Origin of the sequence: Afipia sp. GAS231 (assembly GCF_900103365.1) — a bacterium.
Lineage (GTDB): Bacteria > Pseudomonadota > Alphaproteobacteria > Rhizobiales > Xanthobacteraceae > Bradyrhizobium.
In genome coordinates this window covers 3282258-3296531 of the sequence record NZ_LT629703.1, presented here as the reverse complement: position 1 = coordinate 3296531, position 14274 = coordinate 3282258, and the positions used below count along the sequence as shown (strand labels likewise).

At 62.9% G+C, this 14274-nt stretch carries 15 protein-coding genes; 6 read left to right on the top strand and 9 right to left on the bottom strand.

Annotated features, from left to right (window positions below; genetic code table 11):
• Window positions 1-166: 166 nt before the first annotated feature.
• The 3 genes from BLS26_RS15575 to BLS26_RS15565 all read left to right on the top strand — a co-directional run bounded on the left by BLS26_RS15575 (window position 167) and on the right by BLS26_RS15565 (window position 2546).
• Window positions 167-646, top strand: a complete 480-nt coding sequence (locus BLS26_RS15575) for a PH domain-containing protein (RefSeq protein WP_092512506.1) — start codon at window positions 167-169, stop codon at window positions 644-646.
• Window positions 647-648: 2 nt separating this feature from the next.
• Window positions 649-1398 (top strand): bifunctional 2-polyprenyl-6-hydroxyphenol methylase/3-demethylubiquinol 3-O-methyltransferase UbiG, encoded by a 750-nt coding sequence (ubiG, locus tag BLS26_RS15570; protein ID WP_092518090.1) that lies wholly within the window; start codon window positions 649-651, stop codon window positions 1396-1398.
• Window positions 1399-1646: 248 nt separating this feature from the next.
• Window positions 1647-2546, top strand: a complete 900-nt coding sequence (locus tag BLS26_RS15565) for an EamA family transporter (protein WP_092512504.1) — start codon at window positions 1647-1649, stop codon at window positions 2544-2546.
• 60 nt (window positions 2547-2606) lie between these two features.
• Here BLS26_RS15565 and BLS26_RS15560 read toward each other — a convergent pair whose 3' ends face one another.
• The 6 genes from BLS26_RS15560 to BLS26_RS15535 form a co-directional block, all read right to left on the bottom strand.
• Complete coding sequence (locus BLS26_RS15560; RefSeq protein ID WP_092512502.1) at window positions 2607-3047, bottom strand: EamA family transporter; 441 nt, start codon at window positions 3045-3047, stop codon at window positions 2607-2609.
• A gap of 142 nt (window positions 3048-3189) precedes the next feature.
• Window positions 3190-3666 (bottom strand): DUF1178 family protein, encoded by a 477-nt coding sequence (locus BLS26_RS15555; protein ID WP_092512500.1) that lies wholly within the window; start codon window positions 3664-3666, stop codon window positions 3190-3192.
• The gene (locus BLS26_RS15550; RefSeq protein ID WP_092512498.1) at window positions 3663-4541 is read right to left on the bottom strand and encodes a carbon-nitrogen hydrolase family protein; all 879 of its coding nucleotides are present in this window, start codon (window positions 4539-4541) and stop codon (window positions 3663-3665) included. The genes BLS26_RS15555 and BLS26_RS15550 overlap by 4 nt, the downstream gene beginning before the upstream one ends.
• Window positions 4538-4813, bottom strand: coding sequence for a glutaredoxin 3 (gene grxC, locus BLS26_RS15545; protein ID WP_092512496.1), 276 nt, complete (start codon window positions 4811-4813; stop codon window positions 4538-4540). The genes BLS26_RS15550 and grxC overlap by 4 nt, the downstream gene beginning before the upstream one ends.
• Before the next feature lie 43 nt (window positions 4814-4856).
• Window positions 4857-5666, bottom strand: a complete 810-nt coding sequence (locus tag BLS26_RS15540) for a ComF family protein (protein ID WP_092512494.1) — start codon at window positions 5664-5666, stop codon at window positions 4857-4859.
• 31 nt (window positions 5667-5697) lie between these two features.
• Window positions 5698-6027, bottom strand: coding sequence for an NIPSNAP family protein (locus tag BLS26_RS15535; RefSeq protein ID WP_092518089.1), 330 nt, complete (start codon window positions 6025-6027; stop codon window positions 5698-5700).
• Window positions 6028-6182: 155 nt separating this feature from the next.
• Here BLS26_RS15535 and BLS26_RS15530 point away from each other — a divergent pair, with 155 nt between their 5' ends.
• Window positions 6183-7025 carry a methyltransferase domain-containing protein gene (locus tag BLS26_RS15530; protein WP_092512492.1) on the top strand — a complete coding sequence of 281 codons (843 nt, stop codon included), beginning with the start codon at window positions 6183-6185 and terminating at the stop codon, window positions 7023-7025.
• A 210-nt stretch (window positions 7026-7235) separates the two neighbouring features.
• Here BLS26_RS15530 and BLS26_RS15525 read toward each other — a convergent pair whose 3' ends face one another.
• The 3 genes from BLS26_RS15525 to BLS26_RS15515 form a co-directional block, all read right to left on the bottom strand.
• Window positions 7236-7646 carry a (deoxy)nucleoside triphosphate pyrophosphohydrolase gene (locus BLS26_RS15525; protein ID WP_092512490.1) on the bottom strand — a complete coding sequence of 137 codons (411 nt, stop codon included), beginning with the start codon at window positions 7644-7646 and terminating at the stop codon, window positions 7236-7238.
• Window positions 7647-7673: 27 nt separating this feature from the next.
• Complete coding sequence (gene argJ / locus BLS26_RS15520; protein ID WP_092512488.1) at window positions 7674-8915, bottom strand: bifunctional glutamate N-acetyltransferase/amino-acid acetyltransferase ArgJ; 1242 nt, start codon at window positions 8913-8915, stop codon at window positions 7674-7676.
• A gap of 164 nt (window positions 8916-9079) precedes the next feature.
• Complete coding sequence (locus BLS26_RS15515) at window positions 9080-10018, bottom strand: peptidylprolyl isomerase (protein ID WP_172804611.1); 939 nt, start codon at window positions 10016-10018, stop codon at window positions 9080-9082.
• Window positions 10019-10363: 345 nt separating this feature from the next.
• Here BLS26_RS15515 and secA point away from each other — a divergent pair, with 345 nt between their 5' ends.
• Both secA and BLS26_RS15505 read left to right on the top strand, forming a co-directional pair.
• On the top strand, window positions 10364-13204 hold the full coding sequence (gene secA / locus BLS26_RS15510; protein ID WP_092512484.1) for a preprotein translocase subunit SecA: 2841 nt from the start codon (window positions 10364-10366) through the stop codon (window positions 13202-13204).
• A 120-nt stretch (window positions 13205-13324) separates the two neighbouring features.
• Window positions 13325-14110 carry a DUF4431 domain-containing protein gene (locus BLS26_RS15505; protein WP_092512482.1) on the top strand — a complete coding sequence of 262 codons (786 nt, stop codon included), beginning with the start codon at window positions 13325-13327 and terminating at the stop codon, window positions 14108-14110.
• The last annotated feature ends 164 nt before the right edge of the window (window positions 14111-14274 follow it).

Genomic DNA, 14274 nt, shown 5'->3' with positions numbered 1-14274 from the left:
GTGCATTCCCTGTGAGGATAAGTAAGGTGACCCGCACGGAAATTGGAGCGCCCGGGCCGAAAGCGGCGTATACATAGCGGCGCGGTTCAGAGCAAGCAACCGGGCGGGTTTTCACCCCGGATTTGACGTAAATTGCTGGTGTAGCGGGTTAATTCAGGACTGGCGTATGGGGCGTTATATCGACGAAATCCTGCAACCCGGCGAGAAGGTGCTGTATTCCACCAATGCGCACTGGATGTTCTACCTGCCGGCGATGGCGGCCTGGGCCGCGGCCCTGGCCCTGCTGATTTTCTCCCGAACGGTAACCGCCGACGCCATCACGCTGGTTTGCCTCTCGCTGGCGGCGATCGCCGCCCTTGCGGCGTTGTACTGGACGGCCACCGCCTGGTTCCACCGCTGGACCACCGAGACCGACGTCACCAATATGCGCGTCGTCCACAAGACCGGCTTCATCAAGCGCCGTACCTTCGAAATGAGCCTCGACAAGATCGAGAGCGTCGACGTCAACCAGAGCATCCTCGGCCGCATCATGAACTATGGCGACGTGACCATCCGGGGCGTTGGCGAAGGCTTTGAAAAGATTCAAACCATTGCCTCACCGCTGGCGTTTCGTAGTGCCATCACAACTCGACCGGCTGGTACATGACCATGGCGATGCAATCAAACCCATCGGGCAGCACGGTCGATCCCGCCGAAGTCGCGAAGTTTTCAAAACTGTCCGACGAGTGGTGGGATCCCAAGGGCAAGATGGCCCCGCTGCACAAGATCAATCCGCTGCGGCTGACCTATATCCGCGACGCCGCCTGCCGCAAGTTTGAGCGCAACGTCAAAAGCCTGAATTGCCTCTCGGGCCTGCGCATCCTCGATATCGGCTGCGGCGCCGGCCTGTTGTGCGAGCCGTTCACGCGGCTGGGCGCGCAGGTGATCGGCATCGATCCGTCGGCGACCAATATCGCCGCCGCCAAGCTGCACGCCGACAAGGGGCATCTGTCGATCGATTACCGCTGCACCACGGCCGAGGAGATGGACGTGCGCGAGCGCTTCGACATCGTGCTCGCGATGGAAGTGATCGAGCATGTCACCGATGTCGGCGCGTTCCTCGCCCGCTGCACGGCGATGCTCAAGCCCGGCGGGCTGATGGTGGTCTCGACCCTGAACCGCAACTGGAAGAGTTTTGCGCTGGCGATCGTCGGCGCCGAATATGTGCTGCGCTGGCTGCCGCGCGGCACCCATCAATGGGACAAGTTCGTCACCCCCGACGAACTGGCGCAGCACCTTGCCGACAACAAGCTCACCATCACCGACCAGGCCGGCGTGGTCTACAACCCGCTGGCCGACAAATGGAGCGTCTCGTCCGACATGGACGTGAACTACATGGTGGTCGCGGAGGGGATTTAGCGGGCTCCCAAATTACTGTCGTCCCTGCGAACGCAGGGACCCATAGCCATGGGCGGCTATTGTGCGAATGGTCTCAGCCACCGCGTATCACCGATAGATCACGCGGTATGGGTCCCTGCGCCCCGTGCGCAATTGCGCACTAGGCAGGGACGACATTGTGGTTGGTGTAGCATGCAATCCTGACGGTTGACCGCGTTCGCCGCGCCCGGCACGGTGCGGCGCTTTCCCAGCCGGTAATCCCATCCCCCATGTTCTCCATCGCCACGCTCTGGATTCCCTTCACCATCATCGCCGCACTCGGGCAGGTCGCGCGCAATGCGATGCAGCGATCGTTGACGGGACCGCTCGGGACCTGGGGCGCTACCAACATCCGCTTCCTGTTCGGCTTTCCGTTCTCGATTCTGTTTTTCGCAGTCGTCTTGATCGTGTCGGGCGATCCTATTCCGTGGCCGACGGCGGCATTCTGGCCGTGGCTGTTGCTCGGCGCGCTGGCCCAGATCGTCGGCACCGGCATGATGCTGCTCGCCATGAACGACCGCTCGTTCGTGGTGACGACGGCGTATCTGAAAACCGAGGCGATCCAGACTGCGATCTTCGGCTTCATCTTCCTCGGCGATCACCTGACCTTGCTGAAAGTGATCGCGATCCTGATCGCGACCGCCGGTGTGGTGATCGCGGCGCTGCGGCCCGCCTCGGGCAAGGGTTTTGCGGATTTGAAGCCGACGCTGCTCGGCCTCGCGGCGGCTGCGGCCTTCGCGCTGTCGGCCGTCGGCTTTCGTGGCGCCGTGATCGTCGTGCCCGGCGTCTCCTTCGTGACGGCGGCGTCCTACACGCTGGTGTTCGGCCTGTTCGTGCAGACGCTGATCCTGTCGATCTATCTATTGCTGCGCGCGCCCGATGTGCTGAAGAAGATCCTTGGACTGTGGCGGCCGTCGATGCTGGCGGGCTTCATGGGCGCGTTCGCGTCGCAATTCTGGTTCCTGGCGTTTGCGCTGACGGCAGCCGCCAACGTGCGCACGCTGGCGCTGGTCGAGGTGCTGTTCGCGCAGGCCGTGGCGTATTATTCGTTCAAGCAGCCGCTGTCCGCGCGCGAACTGTTCGGCATCGTGTTGATCGTGGTCGGCGTGGCGCTGCTGGTTTCGGTGTAGTTTATATTTGACGCGTTTTCTTAACGCGAACCGGTACCCACTTCGCTTGAAAACGCTATGTCAGCGTTTGACGACAATGATCACCGCGCCGGCGGCGATCAGCGCGATCCCGAGCCAGCCGTTCATCGACGGCCGCTCGCCGAGAAACACCACGCCGAACAGCGCCACCAGCACCACGCTCAGTTTGTCGATCGGCGCCACCAGCGTCGCCGGACCGAGTTTCAGCGCGCGAAAATAGCACAGCCACGACGCGCCGGTGCCGAGACCGGACAGCAGCAGGAAAATCCAGGTCTTGGTCGAGATCGGCCCGGTCTGGCCGAGCTTGCCGGTGGCAAACAGGATCAAGGCGAGACTGATCAGCACGATCACGGTGCGGATCAGGGTCGCGAGATCGGAATTGATGTCCTCGACGCCGATCTTGGCAAAGATCGCGGTCAGGGCCGCGAAGACGGCCGAGAGCACCGCCCAGGGCAGCCAGGAGGGGAAGGTGTCCGGGCTCATGTGCGGTCCTTCAAGTCGTCATTGCGAGCCAACGGGTCGGGCGAACGCCCGCCCGATGATAAACTCCGCAGAAGCAATCCAGTCTTTCTTCGTGCGGCAAGGCTGGATTGCTTCGCTTCGCTCGCAATGACGGAGAGAGCGATCAATTCCGGTCGTCCGGCAGCACCGGCAGCGGTGACACCTCAACGCCTTCGTCGATCAGCGAACGCGCTTCCTCGGGCGAAGCCTCGCCATAGATCGGACGATGTTCGATGTCGCCGTAATGCATCTTGCGGGCTTCGTTGGGGAAGCGCTCGCCGACATTGTCGGCGTTCTTGACGATATGGTCGCGCAATTCCTTGATCTTGGCGCGCAGCTCGCGCTCCTGCGCCATCAGCAGCGGTGTCGATCCCTGTGCCGTCGCCTCCGCAGTCGGCGCTTCGGCCGGCGCGGGCACGGCGGCCTCGCGGCCCTTCTTGCTCACGATCTGCGGGGCCATGATGGCGCGTTCGACCTTGACCGAGCCGCAGGCGGGGCAACTTACCAGTTTGCGCTTCTCCTGGCTTTCGTACGCCGCCGAACTCTGGAACCAGCTTTCGAAGCTATGTCCCTTCGCGCAGCGTAGGTTGTACCGGATCATGCCGAACCCCGGACCAGATGCAGATGCTCCGGACCGGCCTTTGGGTCGGCAATACCGAAGCGTCGCCCATGCTGCAGCGACGGCACGGTTTTCCGTGCGGTCTCGACTTTGGACGGATCGATCTTGGCGAGGAAGACGCCGGGCTCGACGCCGCCTTCGGCCAGAATCTCGCCCCAGGGCGCGATGATCAGCGAATGACCGAAGGTCTCGCGCTTGTTCTCGTGCATGCCGGCTTGCGCCGCCGCAAATACGAAGCAGCCGTTCTCGATGGCGCGGGCGCGCAGCAACGTGTGCCAATGCGCCTCGCCGGTCTTCTTGGTGAAGGCAGACGGCACCGCGAGGAACGACGCGCCGGTTTCGGCGAGCGCGCGATAGAGCGCGGGAAAGCGCACGTCGTAGCAGATCGTGAGACCGATGCGGCCCCACGGCAGATCCGAGATCACGGCGGTCTCGCCCGGCTGGTAATTGGCGGATTCGCGATAGCTCTCGCCGCCGGGCAGGTCGATGTCGAACATGTGGATCTTGTCGTAACAGGCGAGCACGTTGCCGTCGGGCCCGATCAGGAGCGAGCGGTTGACTGCCTTCTCCGGCGAGAAGCGCAGCGCCAGCGAGCCGATATGGAGATGGATTTTCAGTTCCGCCGCCAGCGCGCGATAAGCCCTGAGCGATTTGTCGTCTTCTTCGGTGGCGAGATGCTCGAACAGCGCCTTGCGGTTCAGTTGCATCATGTTGCTCACCTCGGGGGTGAGCACATAATCCGCACCCTGCGCAGCCGCCTCGCGGATCAGCTTGGTGCCTTGCTCGAGGCTGGGCTCCGGCAACAGGCCGGTGCGCATCTGCACCATGGCCGCGGTAAAGGTCTGGTCAGCGCTCATGAAGAGGCCTTTTCTCCCGCCAGCATGGCGTCGAGCCTGCCCGCGCGGTCCAGCGCGTAGAGCTCGTCGCAACCGCCGACATGGGTTGCACCGATGAAGATCTGCGGAAAGGTCGTGCCTTCGCCGGCACGATCATACATCTGTTCGCGGTAGGCGGGGTCAGTTGCGACATTTAATTCGGTGAACGCGGCATTCTTGCGCGTCAGCAGCGATTTGGCGGCGGTGCAGTAACCGCAGCCCGGACGGGTGTAGATTTCAACGGCAGCGGTCATGGGGCGCTCTGGTTTGCAAGAATTTCAACGATAAGGCTTTGAATTATATGGGAGCCCGGTTTGTGTCCACAACCCGAGCGAATACCAGCACGTCGACCTGCGCGGCCTTGGCGCGCAATAAGGCACGGGCGCAGGCATCCGTTGTGGCGCCGGAGGTCAGGACGTCGTCGACCAGGACGACGCGGCGGCCGGCAATATCGGCACTGCGTTGGGGTGCGACCTTGAAGGCGCCCTGCACATTGCTGGCGCGCTGCGGCCGCGACAGCCCGATCTGCTGTTCGGTCGCCCGAACCCGCGTGAGCGCCTCGGTGGCCAGTTTCACACCGGTTTGGCGCGAAATCACCCGCGCCAGCGCGCCGGACTGGTTGTAGCGCCGGCTCCAGCCGCGCCGCCAATGCAGGGGAACCGGCACCAGCACGTCGGCCCCGCCGAGCAATTCCTGGCCGGCGCGGGCCATCCAGCGGCCCATGGCGGGCGCCAGATCGGTGCGGTCCTGGTATTTCAGGGCATGCACCAGCGTGCGGGCGACATCGTCGTAGCGCACCGCGGCCCTCGCACGTTGGTAGGCCGGCGGATTGGCAATCGCCTCCATCGACAGCAATTCCGGCCCGGGGTCGTAGACAAAGGGAATGCCGAGCCGCGGGCAATAAGGCGGCGCGATGAACGACAGTTTGGCCCAGCAGTCCGCACAGACGCCTTCGCCATCGACCGGCTCGCGGCAGGAGACGCACAGTGTCGGCAGCGCGATGTCGAGCGCGAGCCGCGGGATATGTGCCAATGCGTCGCGGCACGCATCGAGCGCGCCGCGCAGATGGTGTGCGATGGAGCGTGGTGGTGATGCTTCAGCGTCCATCGGGCGAGGCTAGCGCCGTCCGGCGTCAGGCTCAAGCCGATCCCGCGGCCGCCTCTCGGGGAAACACTGGCCGGAAGAATGATCGCTCATACCGGATGAAGCAGCGGGTTTGCTTGGCAAAGTCGATCGCCTTCTGAACGTCCGGATCTTCAGCACTATCTTTGCGGTATTGTTCGTAGGCTGCAAGGCTTGGGAAGCTGAACATCGCGAGCGCAATGTCGCTAGCCCCTTCGGACGGCAGGAAGTAGCCGTGATGGATGCCGCCGAATCTCGGCACCAGTTCGATCCACATCCTGCCATAGGCCTCGAATTCGGCGAGTTTACCCAAAGGGACTTCGTATCGCAGGTAACAAGTGATCATCGTCCGATGCTCCGTCGTGCCGCGAACCGCACAAACATTGATAGCTTGGCGACGAGGGACGGTCATGCCGAATTTCGTTGGATTCAGTCCGGATTGGCGAAGCCGCGCGCATCGTGAGGGATTGAGATGGACTGCCGACCGTCGTACCAACCGGCATGGCTTCGAACCCGACCACTGCGCCCCGCCTGTTCGACCGCACCTTGCTGCGGGCGCGGATGGACCGCGCGCAGCGGGCCGGGCCGGTGACGTTCCTGCTCGATCGTGTCGTGGAAGACATGGCGGATCGGCTGCAGGCGGTGACGCGCGGCTTTTCGGACGTAGCGGAAATCGGGTCGCCCGGTGAGTTGCTGCGAAGGCCGATCGCCGATCGCTTTGCGTCGATCAGCCGCATCGATCTCGATGAATCCGAGATGCTGCCACTCGAACCGGAAACGCTCGATCTCGCGCTCTCGGCGCTCGCGCTTCAGTTCGTCAACGATTTGCCCGGCGTGCTGGCGCAAATCCGCCGCGCGCTGAAGCCGGACGGGCTGCTGCTGGCAGCGATGATCGGCGGCGATACGCTGACCGAGCTCAGGCAATCGTTTGCGGCGGCGGAAGCCGAGTGCGAAGGCGGCGTGTCGCCGCGGGTCGCGCCGTTTGCCGACCTGCGCGATGTGGGGAGCCTTCTTCAGCGCGCGGGCTTTGCATTGCCGGTCACCGACGTCGATTCGCTGGTGGTGCGCTATGACAATGCGTTCGCGCTGATGGCCGATCTCAGGGCGATGGGCGCCACCAACGTCATGGTCGAGCGGCGCCGGATGCCGACCCGCATCGCCACGATGCTGCGGATGTCGGAAATCTACGCCAGCCGTTTTTCCGATCCTGATGGACGCATCCGCGCGACCTTCGACATCATCTGGCTATCCGGCTGGGCGCCGCATGACAGTCAGCCCAAGCCGCTGCGGCCGGGATCGGCCAAGGCCAGTCTGGAAGCGGCCGTGAAGCGCGGGAAGCCCTAAAGCATGACGAGATGAGGTTGGGTCGCGAGATCGAGCCTTTTTTCGCGTGCCATTCTACTTTGCATGGGGTTGTTTTCGCGATTTTGTGTTTGCCCCCTCCAGCTTCCTCATGGTGAGGAGCGCGCCCTTGCGCGCGTCTCGAACCATGAGAGCCCCGCTGAGCCATCCTTCGAGACGCCGCTTCGCGGCTCCTCAGGATGAGGCTGGAGTTCACATCAACAAATCGATCAGATGCGGGATCAGCGGAATGTCCGCCGGCGGCATCGGGTAATCGCGCAGCTTGTTGGCGCGGACCCACGCCAGTTGCTGGCCTTCGCGCGCCGTCACGAGGCCTTCCCAGCGCCGGCAGATGTAGAGCGGCATCAACAGATGGAAGCTTTCATAGGCGTGGCTGGCGAAGGTCAGCGGCGCCAGGCAGGGCTCGGCGATGTCGATGCCGATCTCCTCGCGCAGTTCGCGGATCAGGGCCTGCTCCGGCCGCTCGCCGGGATCGAGCTTGCCGCCGGGGAATTCCCACAGGCCGGCCAGCGCCTTGCCTTGCGGGCGTTGCGCAATCAGCACGCGCTTGTCGGCGTCGACCAGGGCACAGGCGACCACGAGGGTGAGTTTGATCTCAGCCATGCGCGGTCGCTCTGGACGGTATGAAGTTCACGACCGGTAATCGCCGTTGATCGCGACATATTCCTTGGTGAGGTCGCAGGTCAGTACGCGGTCGCGGCCCTTGCCCAGGCCAAGCGAAACCTTGATCTGGATTTTCGGGTTCTTCATCACCTCGGAGACCTCAGCCTCGTTGTAGGACGGATCGCGTGCGCCGCTTTTGGCGACGCGGATGCCGTTGAACGAGATCGACAGCTTGTCGCGGTTGGCGGGCTCGCCGGCCTTGCCGACCGCCATCACCACGCGGCCCCAGTTGGCGTCCTCGCCCGCGATCGCGGTCTTCACCAGCGGCGAGTTGGCGATCGACATCGCGATCTTGCGCGCCGAGGCCTTGGTGGTGGCGCCGTCGACGATGATCTCGACCAGCTTGCGGGCGCCTTCGCCGTCGCGCGCGACCTGCTCTGCGAGATCGGCCAGCACTTCGCGGAACGCTTTTGTAAATGCCTTCAGCCTGGGATCGCTGGCGCGGCTGATTTTTGGCGCGCCGTTTGCGGCGGCAGCACCGGTGGCGAAAGCGAGCAGGGTGTCCGAGGTCGAGGTGTCGCTATCGATGGTCACGGCGTTAAACGTGTCCTCGACGCCGCTCTTGAGCAGCGATTGCAGCACGGCGGACGACAGCGGCGCGTCGGTGAATACGAACGAAAGCATCGTTGCCATATCCGGCGCGATCATGCCGGCGCCCTTGGCCATGCCGTTGATGGTGACCTTGGTCTTGCCGAGTTTTACGGTCGCGGTTGCGACCTTCGGGAAGGTGTCGGTGGTCATGATCGCCTTGGCGGCGCCCATCCAGTCGTCCGGCGCGGCGCTTACAGCCAAGGTTGCCAGCACGCCGTCGAATTTGGTGGCGTCGAGCGGTTCGCCGATCACGCCGGTGGAGGCTAGGAAGATCTCATTGGCGCTGCAGCCGACCGCTTTCGAGGCGATCGAGGCCGTCAGCGCCGTCGACTGCCGGCCGGTCTTGCCGGTGAAGGCGTTGGCATTGCCGGAATTCACCACCAGCGCGCGCGCCTTGCCGGGACCGAGCTTGGCGCGGCACCATTCGACCGGCGCGGACGGGCATTTCGACTGGGTGAAGACGCCGGCGACGGCCGTGCCCTTGTCCATGACGGCCAGCAGCACGTCGGTGCGCCCCTTGTAGCGGATGCCGGCCGCCGCGGTGGCAAGCCTGACGCCCGCAATCGCGGGCATATCGGGAACATCGGTCGGGGCGAGGGGAGAGACAGCGGTGGACATGGGAGCACCTTCTTCGACCGGTTCAATCGCCAGGTCCGGATAAGCCGGCCTTCCACGTCCTCAGGGCCGGTCGACGGCATCCCCAGACGTAGAATGGCCGGGCACTTCGGCCCGGCCATGACGATGGTAAATACTATTGGTCTCGAAGAAGTGACAGCGAATTTTTACTTCTTCGCCGGCGCCATCTTGGAATCCTTCGCCGCATCGGCCTTCGCCGGGGCGGTTTCAGGCTTGGGGGCATCCGGCTTCGCCGCGGTCTCGGCCGGCTTGTCCATGCGCTCGATCTTGGCGGCTTCGCGCAGTTTGCCGACGTATTCGGCCTGCGCCTTGCGCGTCACATAGGTCTCGATCTGAGCCCTGACCTGATCGAAATCGGGTGCCTTGCGGCTGCGCTTTTCCTCGACCTTGATGATGTGCCAGCCGAACTGCGACTTGACGGGATCGGAGATCTTGCCGGGCTCGAGGGTGAAGGCGACGGCGGAGAATTCCGGCACCATCTGCTCCTTGGTGAAGAAGCCGAGATCGCCGCCATCGGACGCGCCGGGATCCTTGGACTTCTTCTTGGCCAGCTCGGCGAAATCGCCGCCCTTGTCCAGTTCGGCCTTGATCGCCTTGGCCTCGTCCTCGGTCTCGACCAGGATGTGCCGGGCGTGAACTTCCTGTTCGCCGGTGATCTGCTTGGAGGCCTCCTCATAGACCTTCTTCATGGCGTCGTCGGTGGTCGCCGCCTTGCCTTCGGTCGCCAGCAGGCTGTCCATCAGGAGGCGGCTGCGGGTGAACGCCATCCGCTTCTTGAAGTCTTCGGAATTCTCGACCTTCTTGTCTTCAGCGGCCTTGGCGACGATCCTCAGGTCGATCAGGAAGGACAGCACGTTGTCCTTCTTGGTGGCCGGGTCCATCTGCGCCAGGCTGGGGCCGAGCTCTTCTTCGGCAAGTGCGACGTCGCTCTGGCGGATTTCCACGCCGTTGACCTTGGCGAGAACGGGATTGTCCTCGGCGCGGACCGGGCCGGCGGCCAAAAGCGCAGCCAGGCAGCCGGTCACGGCCAGGGAGGCCAAGCCGAAGCGCAGGCCGGTTTTCGTTTCCGGGAACGGGAAGGTCATGCAAAATCCTTGTCTTGAAGAAGGGGAACGCCAAAGGCGGCGGGACACTCGCCCAATCGTGAGAGCTTGGCAACGCGAAAAGTCTGTCAAAATGATGAATTCCTTGACATACAGCGAGCGTTGACAACCCCCCGGCCCAGCCATATCTCTGCCGGAACCTATCGACGGTATTAAGCTTATTTTGCTGTGGTTTTTGCCGTTGAACCTTGGGTTGCCTAATTCCCACTCACTAGGCGGATGACCCCCTCTCGGGGAGTTTGCCGCGACGCGTCACGGTGAGTTGATAGGCAACTTGGTGGACCTCGTCACGGCTGAAACGCAAGCACGGCAAAGGCAGGAATTGGCATGATCGGCGCGCTCGCCCGCAAGTTTTTCGGCTCCGCCAACGACCGGCGGGTGAAGGGATATCAGTCCCGCGTCAACGCCATCAACGCGTTGGAGCCCGAGCTCTCAGCACTCTCGGATGAGGCGCTGAAGGCCCGCACCGCCGAGTTCCGCGCCCAGCTCGCCGACGGCAAGACGACGCTCGACGACATCCTGGTCCCGGCCTTCGCCACCGTGCGCGAGGCCGCCAAGCGCACCCTCGGCCAACGCCATTTCGACGTCCAGCTGATCGGCGGCATGGTGCTGCACGAGGGCGACATCGCCGAGATGAAGACCGGCGAAGGCAAGACGCTGGTGGCGACGCTCGCGGTCTATCTCAACGCGCTCGCCGGCAAGGGCGTCCACGTCGTCACCGTCAACGACTACCTCGCCAAGCGCGACTCCGAATGGATGGGCCAGATCTACGGCTTCCTCGGCATGACCACCGGCGTGATCGTCCACGGCCTCGACGATGCCGAGCGCAAGAATTCCTATGCCTGCGACATCACCTACGGCACCAACAACGAATACGGCTTCGACTATCTGCGCGACAACATGAAGTACCGGCTCGAGGACATGGTCCAGCGCAGCCACTTCTACGCCATCGTCGACGAAGTCGACTCGATCCTGATCGACGAGGCGCGCACGCCGCTGATCATTTCCGGCCCGCTCGACGACCGCTCGGAATTCTACAACACCATCGATACTTTCCTGCCCAAGCTCGACAAGACCGACTACGACGTCGACGAGAAGCAGCGCACCGTGACGCTGACCGAAGCCGGCATGGAGAAGATCGAGACGCTGCTGCGCGACGCCGGCCAGCTCAAGGGTGAATCGCTCTACGACGTCGAGAACGTCTCGGTCGTGCATCACATCAACCAGGCGCTGCGCGCCCACTCGCTGTTCAATCGCGACAAGGACTACATCGTCCGCGACGACGAAGTCGTCATCATCGACGAGTTCACCGGCCGCATGATGCAGGGCCGCCGTTATTCCGAGGGCCTGCACCAGGCGCTGGAAGCCAAGGAGCACGTCCAGGTCCAGCCGGAAAACCAGACGCTGGCCTCGATCACCTTCCAGAACTATTTCCGGATGTACGAAAAGCTCGCCGGCATGACCGGCACGGCGCTGACCGAAGCCGACGAACTGTTCGACATCTACAAGCTCGAGGTCGTGGAAATCCCGACCAATGTGAACATCGCGCGTCTGGACGAGGACGACGAGGTCTACCGTACCCAGAACGAGAAATACGCCGCGATCCTGGCCGAGATCGAACGCGCCAACGCGCGGCTGCAGCCGGTGCTGGTCGGCACGGCGTCAATTGAAAAATCGGAAGTGATCGCCGACTATCTCAAGCAGCACGGCTACAAGCAGATCGATTTCGGCGCCGAATCCGGCATGGACAAGCTCTATGCCGCCGCCCGCGCCGGCAAGCCGGCCAAACTGTTCGCGGTGCTGAACGCGCGCTTCCACGAGCAGGAAGCCTATATCGTCGCCGAAGCCGGCGTTCCCGGCGCGATCACGATCGCGACCAACATGGCCGGCCGCGGTACCGACATCAAACTCGGCGGTTCGCTCGAGATGCGGATCCTGCACGAGACCGCCGGGATTACCGACGAGGCCGAGAAGGCCGCCAAGATCGAACTCATCAAGGCCGACGTCGAGCGTTTCCGCGAGATCGTGCTGAAGGCCGAGGACGAGGTCGAGATCGAGCCCGCCAAGGGCGGCAAGCCCGCGAAGACCATCAGGAAGCCGGGCGGTCTCTACATCATCGGCTCGGAACGGCATGAATCCCGCCGCATCGACAACCAGCTTCGCGGCCGCTCCGGCCGCCAGGGCGATCCCGGCCGCTCCAAATTCTTCCTGTCGCTGGAAGACGATTTGATGCGGATCTTCGGATCCGACCGGCTCGACTCGATGCTGACGCGGCTCGGCCTGAAAGAGGGCGAGGCGATCATCCATCCCTGGATCAACAAGGCGCTGGAGAAGGCGCAGCAGAAGGTCGAGGCCCGCAACTTCGATATCCGCAAGAATCTGCTGAAGTTCGACAACGTCCAGAACGACCAGCGCAAGGTGATCTTCGACCAGCGCATCGACCTGATGAAGGACGACAGCGTCGCCGAGACGGTCGCCGACATGCGCCATGCGTTCGTCGAGGACGTCGTCGCCAAGCACGTGCCCGAGCATGCCTATGCCGAGCAGTGGGACGTCGCAGGATTGAAGGACGAATTGAAGCGCGTGCTCGACGTCGACCTGCCGGTCGAGACGTGGGCCAAGGAAGAAGGCATCGCCGACGAGGAATTGCTCGGGCGCATCGAGAAGCATGTCGACGAGCACATGGCGGCCAAGGTCGCGCAATGGGGCCCCGACGTGATGCGCTATGTCGAGAAGACCATTCTGCTGCAGACGCTGGATCATCTGTGGCGCGAACACCTGATCATGCTCGACCATCTGCGCCAGGTGATCGGCCTGCGCGGCTACGGCCAGCGCGATCCGCTGCAGGAATACAAGTCGGAGGCGTTCAGCCTGTTCGAGGCGATGATCGCGCATCTGCGCGAAGCGGTGTCGGCGCAGTTGATGCGCGTCGAGATCGTGCCGCCGGAAGAGCAGCAGCCACCGTTGCCGCCGATGGAGGCGCACAAGCTCGATCCCAATACCGGCGAAGACGAGATGGCATTCGCCGGCGCCTCGCTGGTGCCCGCGACCGCCGCCGCCGACCGCGATCCGAAAAACCCCGCAAGCTGGGGCAAGGTCGGCCGCAACGAGGATTGTCCGTGCAATTCCGGCAAGAAGTACAAGCACTGCCATGGGCGGTATGCTTAGGCGCACAATACCCGTGTGAGGCTTGCTGACCTTCAGGGGCATCAAGGGTGGAAGGCGCTCGCTATCCTTGGGATGGCAGGCTCGCAATCTTCCAGCGGTCTGGCGGCTGGAAGCCGCACCATGAGGCTTTCCGTGCATTCATTGAGATTCCTGGCCGCCCTCATCGTTACGTTGACGGGTCTCAATTCCGGCCCAGCCCGTAGCGCGTGCCTGGATGTGAAAAAAGAAAGCCCGGTAACTTTTGCGGGCAAGCTGACGTTTCGGATTTTTGGTGGCCCGCCTTACAACGGCGGCGTTACAAAAGGCGATACTCCCGAGCCAACTTACATTCTGAAGCTGGATCGCCCCGTCTGTGCCGAGGGCGATGACTTTGTCGATCCCGCCGACAAGATAGACAGTATCCAGGTCTTCCCGGAATGGGATCAAAACAAAGCAAGCACCCTAAGCGAGAGATTGAGGCGTCTCGTAGGGACGCGGGTAAGGGTCTTGGGTAAATCTGCTTTTGGGGCTCACACGGGACACCATCACGCTCCGTTGCTTCTGCCGATAACGAGCGTTGAAAGGGATGTGGATCCGACGGATGCTTACGACACCGCCATGACGACAGTTCAAGGTTTCTATGTTGCTTTGGCGGCCGGGAGCGGTGACGAAGCCGTCGCATTTCTGGTGCCCGAAAAGCGACGGAACGGTCCTTTTTCTGCGGATGCGATCACCAAATTCTACGGTCATTTGGACGAGCCGCTCAGTCTGATCGATGTCAATCCGGTGTCGTCCAATGAATACCGGGTTCGATACACATTCGTCGCTCGTCAGCCAAAGCGCTGTGACGGAGAAGCTATCGTTCGAACGACAAGGGTTCAGGACGAAAATTTGATTTCTTCCATTCGAGCATTGAATGGTTGCTAGCGGTGCCGGACGGTCCCGACGGAACCGGCGCGGATGTCACCATCCGCGAAAGCGCATGATCCAGTACGCTGCGTTGGGGCGATAACCACAAAACTCACGGAATACTGGATGCCCCGCCCTCGCGGGGCATGACGGTGTTTCGGTGTCTGGCGGATACCGGAAGC

What these genes read in the sequence shown, in the direction of transcription:
- BLS26_RS15560 (WP_092512502.1), bottom strand. Translation starts at nt 3,047, where the DNA reads ATGAGCCCGGACACCTTCCCCTCCTGGCTGCCCTGGGCGGTGCTCTCG.
- BLS26_RS15515 (WP_172804611.1), bottom strand. Translation starts at nt 10,018, where the DNA reads ATGACCTTCCCGTTCCCGGAAACGAAAACCGGCCTGCGCTTCGGCTTG.
- BLS26_RS15525 (WP_092512490.1), bottom strand. Translation starts at nt 7,646, where the DNA reads ATGGCTGAGATCAAACTCACCCTCGTGGTCGCCTGTGCCCTGGTCGAC.
- BLS26_RS15535 (WP_092518089.1), bottom strand. Translation starts at nt 6,027, where the DNA reads ATGATCACTTGTTACCTGCGATACGAAGTCCCTTTGGGTAAACTCGCC.
- BLS26_RS15555 (WP_092512500.1), bottom strand. Translation starts at nt 3,666, where the DNA reads ATGATCCGGTACAACCTACGCTGCGCGAAGGGACATAGCTTCGAAAGC.
- argJ (WP_092512488.1), bottom strand. Translation starts at nt 8,915, where the DNA reads ATGTCCACCGCTGTCTCTCCCCTCGCCCCGACCGATGTTCCCGATATG.
- secA (WP_092512484.1), top strand. Translation starts at nt 10,364, where the DNA reads ATGATCGGCGCGCTCGCCCGCAAGTTTTTCGGCTCCGCCAACGACCGG.
- BLS26_RS15530 (WP_092512492.1), top strand. Translation starts at nt 6,183, where the DNA reads ATGGCTTCGAACCCGACCACTGCGCCCCGCCTGTTCGACCGCACCTTG.
- ubiG (WP_092518090.1), top strand. Translation starts at nt 649, where the DNA reads ATGGCGATGCAATCAAACCCATCGGGCAGCACGGTCGATCCCGCCGAA.
- BLS26_RS15550 (WP_092512498.1), bottom strand. Translation starts at nt 4,541, where the DNA reads ATGAGCGCTGACCAGACCTTTACCGCGGCCATGGTGCAGATGCGCACC.
- BLS26_RS15505 (WP_092512482.1), top strand. Translation starts at nt 13,325, where the DNA reads ATGAGGCTTTCCGTGCATTCATTGAGATTCCTGGCCGCCCTCATCGTT.
- BLS26_RS15565 (WP_092512504.1), top strand. Translation starts at nt 1,647, where the DNA reads ATGTTCTCCATCGCCACGCTCTGGATTCCCTTCACCATCATCGCCGCA.
- grxC (WP_092512496.1), bottom strand. Translation starts at nt 4,813, where the DNA reads ATGACCGCTGCCGTTGAAATCTACACCCGTCCGGGCTGCGGTTACTGC.
- BLS26_RS15575 (WP_092512506.1), top strand. Translation starts at nt 167, where the DNA reads ATGGGGCGTTATATCGACGAAATCCTGCAACCCGGCGAGAAGGTGCTG.
- BLS26_RS15540 (WP_092512494.1), bottom strand. Translation starts at nt 5,666, where the DNA reads ATGGACGCTGAAGCATCACCACCACGCTCCATCGCACACCATCTGCGC.